The following is a 17623-nucleotide window of genomic DNA, read 5'->3' on the forward strand; positions in this document are numbered from 1 at the left end:
ACGTCTCTTTTAAAAAAGCCCCGAACTCCTTGGAGTAACGGGTGCCCTTGGCCACGATGTCAAGGTCTATTGGAATGCTGAAACTCTTGCCCGTGCGGGTATCCGTCCAGCGCCTGCGACGTACCTTCAAAATTACTTTATGGTCGCGTATCGGGAAGTCCGTCACGCTTACCGCTTCCATAAAGCCTTTGGACTCAAAGTGCACGTCCTCGCTTAGTTCCGGATTCATCTTCTCGTCCAGACTAATATGTATCTCCGTTGAAGTCTGGGATATCCCAACTATGGAGAAGTAATCCAATATCTGTGTAGGCAGTACTATACTGGCCAACATGTTCAAATAATCGTTTTCCATGTCGCAAAGTAAAAGAATTAATCTTTAATCTGAAATATCCCCACTAAAAATCTACTGACCCCAATTCACTCCTGCCGGACAGGATTTCTTCTTTTCTGCCACGATGCAAGGACGCAGCCTTGAAAGTCTGGTAAGCGATATGGAAGAGTATTACGAGGGTTTTGACGCTGATTCGGAAGCCTATCTATGGCTGGACGGTAACGGACACGGCAAAAATGGCGCACCTTACCGAATGAAGGATGTACTGGCCGACATGGAAGCGGCGGAGGGTATGGTCTGTAAGCTGCTTGAAGCGGTCAGGGGGCTGGCAGATTGACCACGAATACAAACATGGCCTGCTATATCTCTATTGGTGTGGCAGGCTATGAAATTTTCATCCTATCTCCGTTTGCGCCCTTTCTTCGGGAGGCCGGCAGTCTTGTAGGCAATCAGGTCATCACCACGGAATTGTATTCTCTGGTTGTCCTGCATCCGGAAGAACGGCAACGGCCTTTCCGTATGGGTAATGTAATCATAGATGGTACACCGGTGTATGCCGAGGAAACGCGCCGCATCGCTTACCGAATACGACTGTTCCGGCTTTATCTCTGAAAAATGTTTGCATATATCCATATCCACTTTGTTTTGGCATTAAAGATACAATGCCGAAAATCAAAATGAAACAGGTTAAACATGGGAATACCACGTAGTTTGTAGGATTTTCAGGGAATATGTGTCCGTCTGTTCAGAAAGGTAATCATCTTTACATGAAATGGCAACGGGACAAAAATCTAAAAAACAGATAGGCATATATATTTCAGCGTTGACAAGGTTGACAAGAAAGCCAATGTACAAACTTGATTATACAGCTTATCAGAAATGCTTATTATTCAATACTTTATCTTTTTTCTTATAGAAATAAGAATAAATATAGATACGTGTGTTTTTGTCAACCATTGGCTACAAAATTCATAGGATTTTCAAAAGCGTCAACGCTTGTCAACGTTTGTCAACGCATCGTTTTTGATGCAAGTAACTGATACGATGCAACTTGTATCTTGTCAACAACGTCAATCCTGAAATGTGTGCAGATTATATTTTGAAATATGCCATAAAATAAAGGCCATCCATAGGATGACCTTAACGAGCATAATCAGATAAACTTGTTCAATTCTTCCACCAACAGATGTACGGTAGTGGAAGATTCTTCCATAGCCGGATTGCCATGTGATATTTCGGCAAGGACAGTAGCAGCATTCTTAATGGCCTGCGGTTGCAGGTGGAGCAATCGGTTATACATAATAGCCCCGAATCCTTCCGTCTTGGAATAGGGTATTCCTGAAAGCCTTGACAGCATGTCGGCATAACTGTTCCTGTGCAACGCCCCTTTGTAGAGATTGAAGTGCAGCAGGAACCAATATTCAAACGCCTGGTTGCTATAGGCCACCTTGAAACCGTTTTTTTCGGCCAGTGTAATGGCTTCATTGAAGTCCTTTGCAGGAAAATCGTCCTTGTCGAACACTACCCAGCACTGGTCATAAGTCCGCTTCTTCTTTTGGTCGGCGTCACGGATACTAATGGCCTTGCTCACAAGACTGGTCGTGTTCATTGCCTGGCCTACCGCCTTTACCGTGGCGGCGGTCATTCTGAAGGCCTTGAAATAATCCGGTTCCGTGCGGACACCTTCACATACGATGAGAAACGACTGCTTTACTTCTCTCGTGCTTTGGCGGCGTGTCAATGAAGCGGAACGATGGTCTTTCTTTTTTGTCTTTCCCATGGTCATCCCTCCGCCGTAAATATTGTTTCCATATCACCTATAATGGGCGTGGCACCGAACTTACCTTGCAGGTAATCCCGCTCGAAAGGTGAACTGCCACGCACTTTATACTCGGCCAGCGAATAGGCTTCTGTCGCGCCGAAACTATCCTTTTGAGTGAACCATACCTGGTCTCTGCGGAACAGACCTGCACTGAGCAGGAACGTGTCATGAGTGGTAAACAGCAGTTGCGCTCCTTTGGGATTTGTCTCCGCCGAGTTGAAAAGCGTGATAATCTTGCGCACAAGCAACGGATGGAGTTTGGAGTCAAGCTCATCCACCACCAGACGTTTGCCATTGTCCAGCGCATCTATGATAGGATATGCCAAGGAGAAATATTTGATGGTTCCCTCGGATTCGTTTCCGTTAAACGAAAAGGCTACATTATGGGTCGCTTTTCCTTCATCATCGTACTGACGATGGCTGCTTACGATGCGGTTGTCAATCTTGGCTATGTTGTCTATGCCCAAATCCGCATATTTGGCGAAACGAACTATACGCTCACGCATCTTTTCATCGTCCAGATGCCTGATGGCTTGCGACCACATTTTCTCGTCCTCGCTACAGAACAGGACTTGTGTGTCGCCAAGCCAATGCAGGATATTGACGGCGGTCGTTTCGTTGAACTGGGCGGCAGTGGAGAGAAGAAGCGCGTTGCCGCGAACCATTTTCTTGTTGACCAAATCCTGTATCAACGGGCTTTTAGCATGAACGGTGGTTGTTTCCCCTTCGCGGTAGAATATCTCTACCTCTTTGGCACGTTTCCTGTTCATACGGCGGTAAAGCCATTCGGCATGTATAGCTTTGGGGTCTACCTCAAAGCCGTAACGGTAGATGTATTCACCGACGGCGAAGGTGGCCTCCATCGTGGTCGGCTCATGGGCGGTGGAAATGTTCAGGCGGAAGTTCTCCACGTCTATGCTTTCGCCAGCCTGGCTGTTCTTGAACGAATCCATGATGAAACGCTTGTAAAAAGCGATGGCCTTCAATACATTCGTTTTTCCTGAAGCGTTCGCCCCGTAAATCACCGCACTGCGCACGAGTGACAATCCCATGTCGGAAAGCGGAATGACATCATTAGGTTCCGAAAGGGATTCCTTTAGGGTAGTGGCCACGAAGGATAGTTTAAGTTCATCCTTTATGGACAGGAAATTGCTGGCACAAAATTCGAGAATCATATATTTAACCTTGTTATTTGCTGATTTTTTGCAAATATACAAGTTTTCTTCCGTATTTGGTAAAGATAGCTGGATTTTCATATCTACTAAATTGATTTATTTCCTTAGTTTGAACTATTCAGCATTGGGCCAACCGGGTATTTTGCAGTAAAACAGCCTGATCTTATAATAGTAAAACTTGTCTTACATATTAGAGGACAAAAGCATGTCACGAAAGAAATAACTGAACGTCAGATGATTGCGTTAGGTTTAATCCGTGAGAATAAAGGCCTAACCATATCTGAAATGTCCCTAAAGACAAATGTGGCATTACAACTTTTCAAGAATTAGGCATCATATCAAGGGAAGGCGGTCGCAAAGACGGCTCATGGATTATAAAGCAAGATGAGGAATAATGAACTGTTTCATTTCATGAGACCTCATTTGCTAAATCCATTTCATCTTGAACCATTTCCGTTTCAAGGTCAAGCCCAAACATATCCTTCAACTGTAAGTAGTCGAAACACAACGCTTTCGGACGATTGGCCTTGACTTTCTTGACCTGTTCGCCGCCTGACATCTCTATCGTGTAATCCGGCAAGCCGTTTGGCAACAGTATCGTGAACCTGTCCTGCTTCAGCCCAAGGAATGACGGGTGCGATTTGAGGTAGGACATGATGGTTGACCAGTTGGAGCGGTTGACCGTGGCATTTTGGTTACGGCTATTGAACAGGGAGGCCACAGCTGCCATATTCAAGTAAAGAATGGGACGTGCTTCCATGAACTCGATTTCTTCCTTGGCAGCCAACGGACGGAAGCTCTTCAGGTAACGGATGCGGTAATGCGCCTTCTCCACGCACTTGCCCATCGTCTGGAAACCTTGCAACATGTTCCAGAAGTCGGCGACCTCAGAACTTTCCTGGGCAAGCTCGTTCTGGACGCGCATTCCCTTGACGGCAGTATCGAACAGGTCGGTATAGCTGAAAGGCATATCCAGCACGGTTTCCAACGTGCGGAACGTGGCCAAAGGAATCACCCAGTTGCCGAAAATTCGGTCATGTATCGTCTCATCTTCCATCTTGGTGGCCAGTTCCCGTTTTACAATGGAATAGGTGTCCGAAAAGTTCTTCTCGAACAACTCCCGATGATTCAGTATCTCTATGGTCAGGTGTGTCAGTCCCAAGTTGCACAGGGCTACCAAATCCTCATAGCGGCTTTTCTCCTTTTGGCTGAACGAGGTCTTGGAAAAGGCGAGAAACAGGACACGGGTGTAGAGTGCCATATCCTGCGTGGGCTTGTCTTGTCCGCAAAGCACCACACCTGTACTGACAATGGTCTGTGTTGCCATGCCGTCCGTACCCGTGTTCTTCTTTGTCTGGCCACCGCCTCCCCAAAGCCCTTTCAGATAGGCTATCTTACGGATATCAAGGTCGTTCTTGTATTCGTCAAGCACTACGAGCGTATTGACTGCCTGTGAAACACGGTCGTTCATAGCCGGTACGGAAGTGACACCGAGATTGGGAGGGTCAACGCCGTGCAGGAAAAAAGCCTGCAATGAAGTGGCAAGCGTGGTCTTTCCAGTTCCCTTCTCACCGAAGAGGTTTAGAATAGGGAAATGCCTTGTGCGGCGGAAGATTACGTCCCGGAACAGGGTGGACAGCAGATAACAGAAAGCAACGGTAGCGTTCTCGCCGAATACTTCCATCAGTTGTTTCACATAGTTGTATAGCTTTATGCCGTTACGGTTCTCGTGTATCATCAGACGTTCAAACTGGAAAATCTCCGGGTTATGAATGTAGATTTTGGACATGGCAGGAATATAGTACGCCTTTCCGCTGACACCACGGACAATGCCGAGGTCATCCACAGCTTGAAATTTTCCATCAGCAAGAAGTCCGTTACCAAAGGCGAAAAAGCCTTCTGCGGCGTTCCATCCTAATTTGCGCACACGTTCCGCCGTGTCGGTCTTGGAGTACAGATACTCCTTGACACGGTTGAGCTTGTCTATCTTGGCCAGCCACACATAGTTGCCCACGGAGCCGACCTTTTGCTGAAAGTTATTTAGCGAACACAATTCGGACTCCCTCAGTTCAATGACACGGCATATATTATAGGTGTTGCGCATACGGAAGATGCGTGTGCCGTTGTTCTCGTCCTCGATGTGAAACAGCGGTTCCATGATGAAGTTGGAAATCCTTGACGGCTCCTCATCGTCATCCCCGGTGGCGTAATAACAGTTCTCCCTGATGAACAGCCCATGCTGGCGAAGCAGTTCCGCTTCACGCTGTCTCTCGTCCATTGGCGTAAGTTTGTCCTGCCTTTTCCGCGCCTCTCCACGGGCTTGCGTTACGGCATCACGCCACAATTTGGCTTTCCCGTAGATTCTGGCCAATTCATCAATGCACTGATTGAATATCAGTTGGTCTTTCACATAGCGCATCAGGTCTGCAATCTCTGACACGCATTTCCGTTCTTCCACCAAAGAGTCCGCGACAAGAAAGCGTTTCTGTGCCAGCCAGACAATAAACAGCCTTTCTTTCAGTGAAGTGTAATCCTCCCGGCAATGAATGAAATTGTCTGCATCGTTCTTTCCGGGTTTCACATCCCAGCCGTTTTTACCGACGGGGATTTCGGCAAACGGCAGTTCCCTTACGGTTACATGGAAACCTTTCCTGACAGCGGCTGTCCCGTTTGCCATGACTGCCTCGAATCCCGGTCCGAAGGGTTTGCCTTCACTGACATCGGAATCAGGGATGAAGCATAATGAAGTGGTGTACTTTTTCAGTTGCTCAAACTGGCTGTCCGTCCATGCTGTACCCAATGCGGCCACGGTATTGTCGTAGCCGACGGACTGCATACGCAACACGTCAGGCGCCCCCTCCACGATGATAAAGTATTCCGCACTGCGTTCCCGGCTCGCCCGGTCTATACCGAACAGGCATTCCCCCTTGGCATACACCGCGCTGTTTGGTGAATTGATGTATTTCGGTGCTTTCGGATTGTTTCCGATGTAACGGGCGGTATAAGCGATGATGCGTCCCCACCTGTTGCGTATGGGAATCATTATCCTGTGTCTGAACATGGCATAGACACGACCGTCATCTCCGCGCCGGAGCAGACCCAGCTCGAAAAGTACATCCTCGTCCAGTCCTTTTGTCCGGCAGAACTCCATGAACGCACCTCCGTCACGCGGCGCGTACCCGATACCAGCAACCGAACAGAACTCTTCCGGCCATCTTCCATAAGCATATTCACGGGCAAGGCGGCTTTCATCACTGTCAGGCATCAGCAGGCTGCCTACAAAGAAGTCCTGTACATGGCCGAGTATGGCAAGAAGCGTTTCCTTGTGCTGAATCTTTGCGACTTGCTCCTTGTCCTGTCCTTCCACATACTCAATGGGAATATTGTGCCGTCTGGCCAGGAACTCGATGGCTTCCATGAAGGAAAGGTTCTCTTTCTCCATGATGAATGTGATGGCATCGCCGCCACGGTTACAGCTGAAACAGTGGAACAGGTTCTTTCCCGGACTGACAGAGAAAGAACCTGTCCGCTCCTCATGGAACGGACAAATGCCCATCAGGGTCGAGCCTTTCCTTGACAGCCTGACATACGGCTCCAATACATCCCCTATAGCAAGCTCCCTGACTTTGTTGATTGTTGACTCGCTTATCATAAGGTGGTCAGGATTTTCCAACAGTCAATTATGGACTGGCCGGAGTATTTTGGACGGCTGGCATTATCGGGATTAAGCGGCTTGATATAGCCGCTTTCCTTATATTTTCTAAGCGTCTTGTAACTGACACCCAGTTCCGCACAAGTACGCTTGACCGAATAAACCCCTTCCGGGTCGCATGTTGGCACTAATTCTCTCATCCGCTGTAATGTTTTATCGTATGCCTGCTTCGTATGTCTCATGAATTACAGCACCGGCATATCCTTATATTGTTTCCTTATTTCTTTATATCTAAACTATTTCTGTTTATATCAGAAGAAGTGTTATCGAAATAGTCCTGGACCGTGCGTTGCAGGAGGCGGAGGTCTGTCGTCCTGTATTCCACTTTGCCTGGTCTCTTATAACATACCACTTTCCCTTGCCGTCTCCATCTTTCGACATTCCGGCGACCGAACATCTCATAAGCCTTCCTTTGACTAATAAATTCCGGATCGGCATTGTCGGATTTCAGGTACTTGACAATCCTTGCCGCAAGGTCATTCAGGAATGTGTCATAAGGAATTAGGCGGTCTAAAAACTGGAGGAACTGCATAGCCTCAGGATTTACAAGGTACGCATTACGGTGATGGTCTGTCTCTCCCTGTCCGTCCGCGTCTTAAACTGACGGTTGTAGATGGCACCAAGTTCTGAGGCCTGGGTCCGGACGCTTTTCAGCCTGGAGATGTGGAAGGTGATTTCATCGCCAACTTCGAGTGCGACAAGCGCGGGACGGATTTTTTCCATGTTTTCTGCCATAATATTTGTTTGTTTAATGATTAATGTTTAACTTTGTAGTCACAAATTCAATTTGTATCATCGGCAAAATAACACAAAAAGGTTTATATAGCCAAATATTTGTTTGATAATTGTTGATTTAATATTGCAATTTAAGGTTTGACCCATGAATATAGATATAAAAGACGTACATGTGGGACAGGCTATTGACCAACGCCGCAACGAACTCGGCCTTTCTAAGTCCGAACTTGGACGCAGGCTTGGCATCCCCCAACAGCATATAAACCGCCTTCTGGAAAGGGAGACGATGGAGACCAAGCGGCTTGTCAAGGCTTGCAAGGCGTTGGACTTTAATTTTTTCGCCTTGTTCTGCCCGGTCAACCCCCAGATATCCGCATACCTCGCGGCAGTGGCATTGGACGGGGGAGATGCCAATAACAACATTGGCGATAGCGGACTTGCAGCCCAGCTTACCGCCGAACAGACCAAGGTGGAAAACTTGAACGGCACTATCAAGCTACTGAAGGAGCAGATAGATAGCCTGAATGCACAAATTATCCGTCTGGATTCCAATCTGAAGGACAAAGACGCAATTATAGAACTACTAAAAGAAAGGAGGCAAAATATGTAACATTGAATACTGTGGTCAATATGATGATTGGCACATAGTAGCGCAGAATGTTTACACCAATATCGGTAGTTATCTGATTTTCAAATATATATTGCTATCATTTCGACTGTTATTGAGTTTGGATATTCGATGGAAATTCGATAAGAGAAATCAAATTCACGAGACTGTTTGCTATTTGTTTTCTGCATAGTAGATAACTCATTGAATATGAATATCTAATTAGAGTCGCGCAAGCTGCAGTTGAAGAGAAATAAGTATTCATAATAAATATGGCTTTTAGGCCGTCAAGCATGATTCCAGATTGCTTGGCGGCTTTTTTTGTATGCATAGTAAAGGGAGCCAACGCCATGCCGGACGTCTTTTCAAATGGTGCGGGAGGTTAGAAAACGGGGACTGGATGAAAAAGGCTTCGTCCGACCCCTTCTTTAGTGTCTCTTTTTTTAAAATAGGCTTGAAGAACGCCTTCCTGAGTCTTATTTTCAAAAAAATAGAGGTTCAAGAATGTTTCTTGCACACTATTTTTATTGAAGTAAGCCGAATGAAGCCCTTCCTGAGCGTTTCTTTTTTCAAAAAGAAAGTAAAGAAGGGATAGGAGTTAGTTCTGCGCATCAAAACAGGGAAAAATGAAAGTTGGCATGCTCTTTTTCTGGCAGATTGGAGAAATTGGGGGGGGGAAATCAGGCGGGGAATAAAAAAAGAAAACCCATCGGCTTGTCGATACCTGTCGAATGCGACGGACCGAGGCCGATGGGTTATTTTATCACTGAAAAGTTTCTTTACATATCGTTATATTGACTGGTAACGAGTACGAAAGTCATCGACTCTTTATCCTTTTTCAGTTTCACACCCGCCGGAGCAAGTAAATTACTTACCGAAGTGATTGTTGTTGACTCTTGTCCATAGCTGCTTGAAGTAGAGCGGCCTACGTCTACCGGTATAGCCAAAAGCACTAAGTCTTCCTCTGGATTATTAGCCCAATGCGTGCGAAGCACATTTGAAATATTCCCGAAATCGTAGGTACGCGTCGAACTGGAATACTGTGCGTTAAACGAAGTAATTCCGTCATTTATATTACGTCCTTCAAAAAAGTTCTTGACAGAATCTTCTGGTAAAAGAAGCAAATCGTCTGGCGCTTCAAAGGCATAAAGCCAATCCTCTTGCGGTTTGGCTTGCAGACTGAATTTAAGATTATTCAAAATACGGTCGTCATTTATGCGTTCTTTCAATTCGCGAGCAGGAATGACAAAACGAGTGCATACGCCAGAAGGACTTTTAATGTACATGAATTCATCGCTTGGAGCCAAAAGTTGCTCTAAGTTTTCGTTTTGCATTTGGTTCATTTGAATGACCTCTTTTGTGACGTTGAATTGTTCACGTGCCTGCATGATGGTATCTCTGGGCTCCGCATCTGTACCAATCTGTTCCGTATACCGATAATAAATATAAAAAGAAGTTTGTGCCACAGCAATAATGGAACCCGTACCGAACTCGGTGGTGATGTAAAAACCAGGGAAGAAGTTGTTGAAAGATTCCTGCGAAGCAAAGGTAGTCGGATTATTCACCGTCTCATCGTAAAGTTGTTGCGCTATTTCCCGGTTGATACGGATGCGCACGTTGGGAGTGTAGTAAAGGGAATCGTTCGTATCTGTAATATTGCGAATCGAGTCTGATATACTCTGGTCGTATGCCGTATAGGTCTTTTCTCCAATAAGATTTTGCAGATTACAATAATCTGCTGGATCCAAGTTGGTGTAGTAATTTCGGTCAAGAGGTTCGGTCACTTCATACACCTTGGCTTGCATAGGAGCCAATGAATCGCCATAATATCCTCCGTTATTATACATAATGAAGAGTGCCATCGAGTCGACCTGCCCATTCAGCGGTTCATGCGTAAACGTATAATTATCCGGACAATAAAATTGGCAAATATAATCACTCTTCAAATTGCCATAAAGCGGGTCGTAGAGTTGACCTAATAATCCCGATGCGGTACGTGCATAAACGGAATCCAATTTAATGGTAGAAGCCTCGACTTCAAAGGTATCTGTCCACACAGTAATGCGGTCACTTTCAGGTTGAATACTTGGTCCCACCAAACTAATTTCATCATTGCAACTTGCCAGCAGCAAACCACTGCCAGCAAGCCCAAGTATTATACTTTTGATTTTCATATATTTGTTGTATAAACATTAAGCTTCGCTCCACAATTTTTGGTAGAATTCATAACAAGCTGGAGCCAGTTCTTCTACCGTATGATAGGGGAGGAAAGGAGTTTTCTTTTCTTCGATGTATGCTTTAAGAACAGGGTTTATCGTTTCACTACCTTGTACAACACCATCTGCCATGTCGATAACCATTTGGTTCAGATGTTCGTAACTTGCCTCTTGTCGCAATCCTTTTACATCTTCTTCAGTAGCCCCATCAGTTACTAATTTATCAGCAAATGATGGACTTAGTGGCTTCTGGAATGCGTCATTATACATAGAATACACTACTTTGGCATTACAAAGGGAAGGATCATCGGCATACATACGTTTAATATATAATGCGGTGAGCGCGGAAAACCATCCATGGCAATGAATCAAATCAGGAATCCAACGTAATTTCTTGATGGTTTCCATCACACCACGCACGAAAAAGATAGAACGTTCATCGTTGTCGTCAAATTCTGTTCCATCTTCATCGTTAATACCGGCTTTACGGAGGAAATAGTCATCATTGTCAATAAAATATACCTGCATACGAACCGGTTGTATAGAAGCAACCTTGATGATAAGCGGATGGTCGGTATCGTCAATAATCAGATTCATACCTGATAAGCGAATGACCTCATGCAGTTGGTTTCGACGTTCGTTAATGGTACCGAATTTAGGCATAAAAGTTCTGATTTCGCAACCGCAGTCTTGAATGCCCATCGGCAAGTGGCGACACACCGTTGCAATCTCAGTTTCCTTCAAATAAGGGTTGATTTCTTGAGTTATAAACAACACTTTTTTTGCATCCATTCTGTTATCACGTTTATTATTTTCGCACAAAGATACGAAAAATCTTTCATATATGGCCAATTTTTTGTTGCTTTGCACCCGATTTTAGCTTTATCTAACATGATAGTAGTTGAGAAGAAACAAGAATTGAAAGAATACCTTGCTGCTGAGCGGCAGCAAGGAAAGCACATCGGATTGGTTCCTACCATGGGTGCCTTACACCAAGGACATTTATCTTTGGTAAAGCGGTGTGTAGAGGAGAATGAGGTATGCGTGGTGAGTGTGTTTGTTAATCCTACACAATTTAATGATAAGCATGATTTGGAAACTTATCCGCGTACATTAGAGGCAGATTGCGCGTTGCTTGAGAAAGCAGGATGCACGTATGTTTTTGCTCCATCCGTTGAGGAAATGTATCCGGAACCAGATACACGCCAGTTTTGTTTAGGTCCGGTGGCTGAAGTAATGGAAGGACCTCGTCGGCCTGGACATTTCAATGGGGTAGCGCAAGTAGTAAGCAAGTTATTTTATATAGTGGAACCGGACAGGGCTTATTTCGGTGAGAAAGATTTCCAGCAAATAGCTGTGGTTCGTGAGATGGTTCGCCAATTAAGGATTCCGGTTGAGATTGTGGCGTGTCCTATCCAACGCGAAGCAGATGGATTGGCTCTTAGTAGCCGCAATGTGCGTCTGACTCCTGCGCAACGTCAGGAAGCGCCTCTTATCGCCCGCACGTTAAAGGAAAGCGTAGCATTGGTGAAAGAAAAGTCCGTAGAGGAGGTGAAGCGGTTCGTATGTGACACGCTGAATGCGAATCCGGTCATGGAAGTAGAGTATTTCGAGATAGTGGATGGCCATACGATGCAGCCTATTGCCGATTGGAAAGATACGGATTATCCAGTAGGATGCATCACGGTGTATTGTGGCGAAGTAAGATTAATAGACAATATCAAGTATTGAGCGTAGGTTATGTACGTAGAAGTGGTAAAAAGCAAAATCCATCGGGTGACTGTCACGGAGGCCAACCTGAATTATATCGGGAGCATTACGATTGATTCTGCATTGATGGAGGCGGCCAACCTCATTCCGGGTGAAAAGGTGGCCATTGTGGATAATAATAATGGGGAACGGTTTGAGACTTACGTTATTCCGGGCGAACCTCATTCGGGTATGATTTGTTTGAATGGGGCCGCGGCTCGTAAAGTGCAACCGGGTGATATTGTCATTATCATGTCGTACGCTTGGATGGATTTTGAAGAGGCGAAGCATTTCAAGCCTGCGGTGGTGTTTCCTGATACAGCTACCAATCGCTTGATTTGACTTCTTTATTTAATTCATTAAGAAACAAAGAGGACCTTCCTATATAGGAGAGGTCCTCTTTTATTTGGCTCACAATAGTAATAAAATTTAAAGGCAAAAAGATTGTTTAGGTTATCTGACTGCAAAGGTGGGCCTTTTGAATCAATTAACCAAATTATTTTTTATATTCTACAACATACTTTCGGAGATAATGAGCGAAATGACCTCGGAATAGTTGGCGGTGCCCGTCGGGATACGGTTCCCTTTCAAATACCAATTATACAATTGTGCTTGCAGGCGTCCGATGAACGGGTTGTATAGCGCATTCCAGTATGCCTGTTTTTCTTGATAGAGTGTAATGATTTCGGGGCGCAGCGTCTCTTTCCAGGTCTTGAAATCGGTAGGAGACAAGAGACGGTGTGCGTTAGATATTACGTAGGGAAGTAAAGAGAAATACCCTGAGAAGCGTATGGCGGGCACGGACGAAGCGGTACAAATTTTGTAGCTGAAGAAGTTGGCTTCGGCTTCGTTGGCTATTCCCAGGACGTGGGCCATCTCGTGCGCGTAGGTCGCGGCGAATTGTGTGGGGAGTAGGTCGCGGTTCAGGTTATATTCTGTGAAGAAGGGACCGACGTAACCCAACACGCCGACTCCGCTCATCCACGTGGAACAGAGCATAGGTTTCGCCCGGAGGTAATCGGCGGGTTTGTTCAAGCCATAGTGAGTCGCCAATTGTTTGTAGCCTTGTTTTACCTCGTGCGCGACGACCGGTTCGGTACAGTTCCCGTTTGTCACATAGGAGGCGTTCAGTGAATCTGTATACCTCGTCAGGAAAAGGCTGAATTGCTCCTCTGAATAGGGCTGTTTTTCCAACGACGTGCGGGTGAAGAAGTCCGCTCTGTAGTAGAGTAATCCCCATGCCAGGTAGAACCAGACGTACGTCCAAGCCAGGTATTCCACCTCGCGGCGTATCATCTTCCGGATGCCTTTCCGTCGGTACAGGCAGACGACGGCGTAGGCTATCAGTCCGCCCAGACTCCCATAAATGAACACATCTCCTAAGGAAAAGGGAAAGAGGGAGGAGAATCGGGAGAGCCCGTTGGATAGCACGGGGTAGATATACCAGGCATACCATTCGCCTCCGCCTGGGACGGCCATCAACGTCCAGACGCTTGCCAGCAGGAGGCCCAAAAATGCCCAGCGAACCCTCATCGTGCTTCCGTTAATGGTTTCCTAATACTTTGTTCTTGGCTATGGTCGCTTGGAACTCTTTCAGGTAGAAGGGTTCGAAGTAGGCCACATCCTCGAACTGCTTTGCCGCATAGGCTTTTTCGGCCAGCGGGGCCATGTGGGAAGCTAATGGATAGATGCCGTCGAGGAACCGCGCGTGGGGCGAGGTGATGACGGCCTTGCATTTCTCTGCCCCGTCGCCGAAGAAGCAAACCGGATGGGATGCCAACGTGTCGGCGTAGGTCTCCTCGGTCACGATGTCTGCCTGTGCCCCCCGTACTGGCTGCAACTGCCCGTCGAACAGGGCGGCATAGACCTCCATCCGCCGGGCGTCGATCATCGGGCAATAAAGCGCACCGTCGATAGGCTTCGTCTGGATGGCCGTGTATGCGAGGAGCTCCAGCGTCGGGATGCTTATCAGCGGAATGCCGAATCCGAAACAAAGCCCTTTGGCCAGCGAGACGCCGATGCGCAATCCGGTATAGGAACCGGGTCCGGAACTGACGGCCACCGCGTCCAGTTTGTGGCCTTTCGAGTGCATTTCGCGCAAGGCTTCTTCTACATATACGCCCAACAAGGTGGCGTGGGAGTGTCCTTCGTAGGATGTTTGCTCCCAAGCGACGTTCCCGTCTATCGCGAGCGCTGCCGAACATACGTTCGTCGAGGTTTCAATATTCAATATACATGCCATATTCAATCAGTTTTAAATGCTTGTAAAATCTTTTTCATAAACAGTGCCTGACCGGTCAGGCACGCTTCCGGAGTAGTCGCGAAGGCCGAATGACCGGTCAGGCACGTTTCCGGAGTGGTCGCGAAGGCCGAATGACCGGTCAGGCACGTTTCCGGAGTGGTCGCGGAAGTCAAATGACCGGTCCGGCACGCTTCCGGAGTAGTCGCGGAAGTCAAATGACCGGTCCGGCACGTTTCCGGAGTGGTCGCGAAGGCCGAATGACCGGTCCGGCACGTTTCCGGAGTAGTCGCGGAGGCTGAATGACCGGTCCGGCACGTTTCCGGAGTAGTCGCGAAGGCCGAATGACCGGTCCGGCATTATTTTTTAATGAGCCGCGCCAGCTCGCCTACCCAAAGCACCAGCGACGAGGAGCCGATGATGATTCCCCAATCTTTCCACGGAAGCGGAACGACGTTAAACATCGGCCCGCCAAAGGTGACAATCAAGTATTGCCCTACCAAAATCAACGCCGCCACGAAGAGGAAGCTCTTGCAGTGCTTCAAATCGGCAAACGCCGACCGCCCGTCCATGAATGCCTTTGCGTTGAACATATTCCAGAACTGGAGCATGACGAAGAAGGTGAAGAAACGGGAAAGGTCTTGCGGGCTCAAGCCGTCAGTTACATGAAAACGCATCAACACCCCTATCAGCACCAATACAAACAAGATGCCCACGATAAAGATGCGGTGCGCCATCGGTTTGGTGATGATAAAATCGCCATTCACCCCGCTGCGACGCGGCTTGTCGTTCATCACGCGCTCCGTCGGCGGCAAGGATGCCAGTGCGCCCGCAGCAAACGTGTCCATAATCAGGTTCACCCAAAGCATCTGCGTGATAGTCAGCGGCGACTCCGTTCCCAACAAAGAGCCTAACAACACAATCAGGCACGCCGCCACGTTGATAGTCAACTGGAACAGCAAGAAACGCTGAATGTTCCGGTACAACGAACGTCCCCACATCACAGCGCGGGTAATGCTGGCGAATGAGTTATCGAGGATGGTGATGTCGCTCGCTTCCTTTGCCACCGACGTACCGTCGCCCATCGAGAGACCCACCTGCGCAGCCTTCAAAGCCGGCGCGTCGTTCGTCCCGTCACCCGTTACGGCCACGACTGCCCCCCGTTGCTGCAACAGCCGCACGAGGCGTTGCTTGTCTGTGGGCCGCGCACGGCACATGATTTTCAAATCCAACACGCGGTCCAAAGCCTCCTCGTCGCTCAGCGCCTCAAACGCAGGTCCGGTGATGATATTGCGGTCCGTGTCTTCTGGTTTCCAGATGCCAATCTGACGGCCAATCTCGCGTGCCGTCCCCGGCGTATCGCCCGTGACAATCTTCACCGCGATGCCGGCCTTCATACAGCTCTGTACGGCTGCGGGTACATCCTGGCGCACGGGGTCGGAGATGGCCACGATGCCGAGGTAAGTCAAATCCACGTCCGGGTTCAAGCGGCCGTCCGTATAAGGCGCGTCGTTGTCACTTTCTTCCAATATTTGATAGGCAAAGCCCAGCGTACGCATCGCCTGGTTCTGGTAGGCGAGGAGTTGCTGCTCGATTTCGGGGCGTGCCTCTTCTGCCGGAACGTATCCGCCGTTCATCGCCACGCGACGGCTGTTGGCCAAGACAATTTCCGGCGCACCTTTGACATATAAAATCTTCTTTCCTAAGAGCGGAGACTTCACGACGGTCGCCATATACTTGCGCTCGGTCGAGAAGGTCAGTTGGCTCACCACCTCCGCCTCCTCACGCAACGGGAGGTAATCCACGCCCTGCGCATTGAGCCAGAGCAAAAGGGCAGCCTCGGTCGGATTACCCAACGTCTTGACTTTCCCCTCTTCGCGCTCCAGGTTGGCGGTCGAGTTCACTGCAATACCCTCTTGGATGAGGCGGCTCAGGTCGCTGTCGACCAACTTCTGCCCGTCGAGGTTATAAAATTTCGTCTCGTGTACCTGCATCTGGTTTTGTGTCAGTGTACCCGTCTTATCCGTACAGATAACTGTCGTGGCACCCATCGTTTCGCAGGCGTGCATTTTCCGGACGAGGTTGTTGGTCTTCAACATGCGGTTCATGCTCAACGCCAAACTCAAGGTGACGCTCATCGGCAAACCCTCTGGCACCGATACCACAATCAATGTCACGGCCACCATGAAGAAGTTCAAGAGGTGCGAAATCCATTCCATTACCGAATATTCCTGCCCTGAGAGGATGAGCTTGGTAGTCAACGCCACGAAGGTCAGTACTGCAATCGTATAGCCTGCCTTGCTGATGACGTTTGCCAAGCCCTTCAACTGGATTTGGAGCGGTGTATCGATATTGTTCTCAATCTGCGAGCCCTCGTAGACTTTGCCATATCCGGTGGCATCGCCCACCTTTTCTACCTGCATGACGCCATGCCCGTCGACGACGGTCGTCCCGCGCATTACGACGTTAGAGGGGTAGGTAGCTTCCTCGTCAAAGTCCGCCGGGTTCGTGGTCTTGCCTATCATCGGTTCGCCTGTCAGGGTCGATTCATTTACCTGCAGCGAGACCGCTTCCAGTAGCTGGCCATCAGCCGGAATCTCGTCGCCCGTTCCCAGCATGACGATATCGCCCACGACGATATCTTTCCTCGGCACTTCTGTAATCTTTCCATTCCGGACGACCGTCACCAGTATATCGTCGTTTACCGTATTCAACACATCAAAAGCCTTATTGGCCTTTACTTCGAAAAAGAAACCTACGCAACTGGCCAGCATAATCGCGAAGAAAATGCCCAGCGGTTCCAGAAAGGCGGCTAGCCCGGCGGCCTCCGGTCCCCAGCAATGTACGCCCGCAATCACCATCGAAAGCACCCAAGCTACCAACAGGATACGGATGATAGGATCTTCAAATTTCTCCAAGAATTGTTTCCACAACGGCGTTTTGGCCGGTGGCGTCAATACATTCTCTCCATGCAAACGGCGGCTTTCCTCTACTTGAGCAGAGGTAAGTCCCTGATACTGTTGTTTATTTTCCATCA

The 17623-nt window shown here is 48.0% G+C and carries 18 protein-coding genes; 5 read left to right on the forward strand and 13 right to left on the reverse strand.

Features of this window, described 5'->3' with window-relative positions; genetic code table 11:
• Positions 1–352, reverse strand: a 352-nt coding sequence (locus B5F77_RS12265) for a hypothetical protein (protein ID WP_087331162.1), incomplete at its 3' end; no start/stop codon positions are given.
• A 139-nt stretch (positions 353–491) separates the two neighbouring features.
• Here B5F77_RS12265 and B5F77_RS15740 point away from each other — a divergent pair.
• A complete protein-coding gene (locus B5F77_RS15740) occupies positions 492–668 on the forward strand; it encodes a hypothetical protein (protein WP_022384506.1) in 177 nt (58 codons plus the stop codon).
• Between the two features lie 62 nt (positions 669–730).
• Here B5F77_RS15740 and B5F77_RS12275 read toward each other — a convergent pair whose 3' ends face one another.
• The 7 genes from B5F77_RS12275 to B5F77_RS12305 form a co-directional block, all read right to left on the reverse strand.
• Positions 731–964, reverse strand: coding sequence for a helix-turn-helix domain-containing protein (locus tag B5F77_RS12275; RefSeq protein WP_022384507.1), 234 nt, complete (start codon positions 962–964; stop codon positions 731–733).
• Positions 965–1484: 520 nt separating this feature from the next.
• The gene (locus tag B5F77_RS12280) at positions 1485–2111 is read right to left on the reverse strand and encodes an RloB family protein (RefSeq protein WP_239446342.1); all 627 of its coding nucleotides are present in this window, start codon (positions 2109–2111) and stop codon (positions 1485–1487) included.
• A 2-nt stretch (positions 2112–2113) separates the two neighbouring features.
• Entirely contained in the window at positions 2114–3328 is a 1215-nt protein-coding gene (locus B5F77_RS12285) for an ATP-binding protein (RefSeq protein ID WP_087331169.1), read from the reverse strand.
• Positions 3329–3737: 409 nt separating this feature from the next.
• On the reverse strand, positions 3738–6980 hold the full coding sequence (locus B5F77_RS12290; protein ID WP_087331171.1) for a CHC2 zinc finger domain-containing protein: 3243 nt from the start codon (positions 6978–6980) through the stop codon (positions 3738–3740).
• On the reverse strand, positions 6977–7180 hold the full coding sequence (locus B5F77_RS12295) for a hypothetical protein (RefSeq protein ID WP_087331214.1): 204 nt from the start codon (positions 7178–7180) through the stop codon (positions 6977–6979). The genes B5F77_RS12290 and B5F77_RS12295 overlap by 4 nt, the downstream gene beginning before the upstream one ends.
• A 77-nt stretch (positions 7181–7257) precedes the next feature.
• Positions 7258–7572, reverse strand: coding sequence for a hypothetical protein (locus B5F77_RS16015; RefSeq protein WP_087331173.1), 315 nt, complete (start codon positions 7570–7572; stop codon positions 7258–7260).
• An 11-nt stretch (positions 7573–7583) separates the two neighbouring features.
• The gene (locus B5F77_RS12305) at positions 7584–7775 is read right to left on the reverse strand and encodes a hypothetical protein (RefSeq protein WP_087331175.1); all 192 of its coding nucleotides are present in this window, start codon (positions 7773–7775) and stop codon (positions 7584–7586) included.
• 145 nt (positions 7776–7920) lie between these two features.
• Between B5F77_RS12305 and B5F77_RS12310 the strand changes: the two genes are divergently transcribed.
• Positions 7921–8385: a helix-turn-helix transcriptional regulator gene (locus B5F77_RS12310; RefSeq protein ID WP_022384518.1), complete on the forward strand. Its 465-nt coding sequence runs from the start codon at positions 7921–7923 to the stop codon at positions 8383–8385.
• Positions 8386–9161: 776 nt separating this feature from the next.
• Here the strand turns inward: B5F77_RS12310 and B5F77_RS12325 are convergent.
• Both B5F77_RS12325 and B5F77_RS12330 read right to left on the reverse strand, forming a co-directional pair.
• Positions 9162–10556 (reverse strand): DUF4270 domain-containing protein, encoded by a 1395-nt coding sequence (locus tag B5F77_RS12325; protein WP_087331180.1) that lies wholly within the window; start codon positions 10554–10556, stop codon positions 9162–9164.
• 18 nt (positions 10557–10574) lie between these two features.
• Positions 10575–11390, reverse strand: a complete 816-nt coding sequence (locus tag B5F77_RS12330) for a glycogen/starch synthase (RefSeq protein ID WP_087331182.1) — start codon at positions 11388–11390, stop codon at positions 10575–10577.
• 99 nt (positions 11391–11489) lie between these two features.
• On the opposite strand from B5F77_RS12330, the gene panC reads away from it, so the two are divergent.
• Together panC and panD are read left to right on the forward strand one after the other, a co-directional pair.
• Complete coding sequence (gene panC / locus B5F77_RS12335) at positions 11490–12329, forward strand: pantoate--beta-alanine ligase (RefSeq protein WP_087331184.1); 840 nt, start codon at positions 11490–11492, stop codon at positions 12327–12329.
• A gap of 9 nt (positions 12330–12338) precedes the next feature.
• Positions 12339–12689, forward strand: a complete 351-nt coding sequence (gene panD, locus B5F77_RS12340; RefSeq protein ID WP_087331186.1) for an aspartate 1-decarboxylase — start codon at positions 12339–12341, stop codon at positions 12687–12689.
• A 168-nt stretch (positions 12690–12857) separates the two neighbouring features.
• On the opposite strand, the gene B5F77_RS12345 is transcribed toward panD, so the two are convergent.
• Positions 12858–13880 carry a DUF3810 domain-containing protein gene (locus tag B5F77_RS12345; protein ID WP_239446344.1) on the reverse strand — a complete coding sequence of 341 codons (1023 nt, stop codon included), beginning with the start codon at positions 13878–13880 and terminating at the stop codon, positions 12858–12860.
• Positions 13881–13890: 10 nt separating this feature from the next.
• The gene (gene tsaB, locus B5F77_RS12350) at positions 13891–14589 is read right to left on the reverse strand and encodes a tRNA (adenosine(37)-N6)-threonylcarbamoyltransferase complex dimerization subunit type 1 TsaB (RefSeq protein WP_087331190.1); all 699 of its coding nucleotides are present in this window, start codon (positions 14587–14589) and stop codon (positions 13891–13893) included.
• An 89-nt stretch (positions 14590–14678) separates the two neighbouring features.
• On the opposite strand from tsaB, the gene B5F77_RS15615 reads away from it, so the two are divergent.
• The gene (locus tag B5F77_RS15615) at positions 14679–14888 is read left to right on the forward strand and encodes a hypothetical protein (protein WP_140392877.1); all 210 of its coding nucleotides are present in this window, start codon (positions 14679–14681) and stop codon (positions 14886–14888) included.
• 57 nt (positions 14889–14945) lie between these two features.
• On the opposite strand, the gene B5F77_RS12360 is transcribed toward B5F77_RS15615, so the two are convergent.
• On the reverse strand, positions 14946–17621 hold the full coding sequence (locus B5F77_RS12360; RefSeq protein ID WP_087331216.1) for a calcium-translocating P-type ATPase, PMCA-type: 2676 nt from the start codon (positions 17619–17621) through the stop codon (positions 14946–14948).
• Between the last annotated feature and the right edge of the window lie 2 nt (positions 17622–17623).

The organism is Parabacteroides sp. An277 (genome assembly GCF_002159645.1).
Lineage (GTDB): Bacteria > Bacteroidota > Bacteroidia > Bacteroidales > Tannerellaceae > Parabacteroides.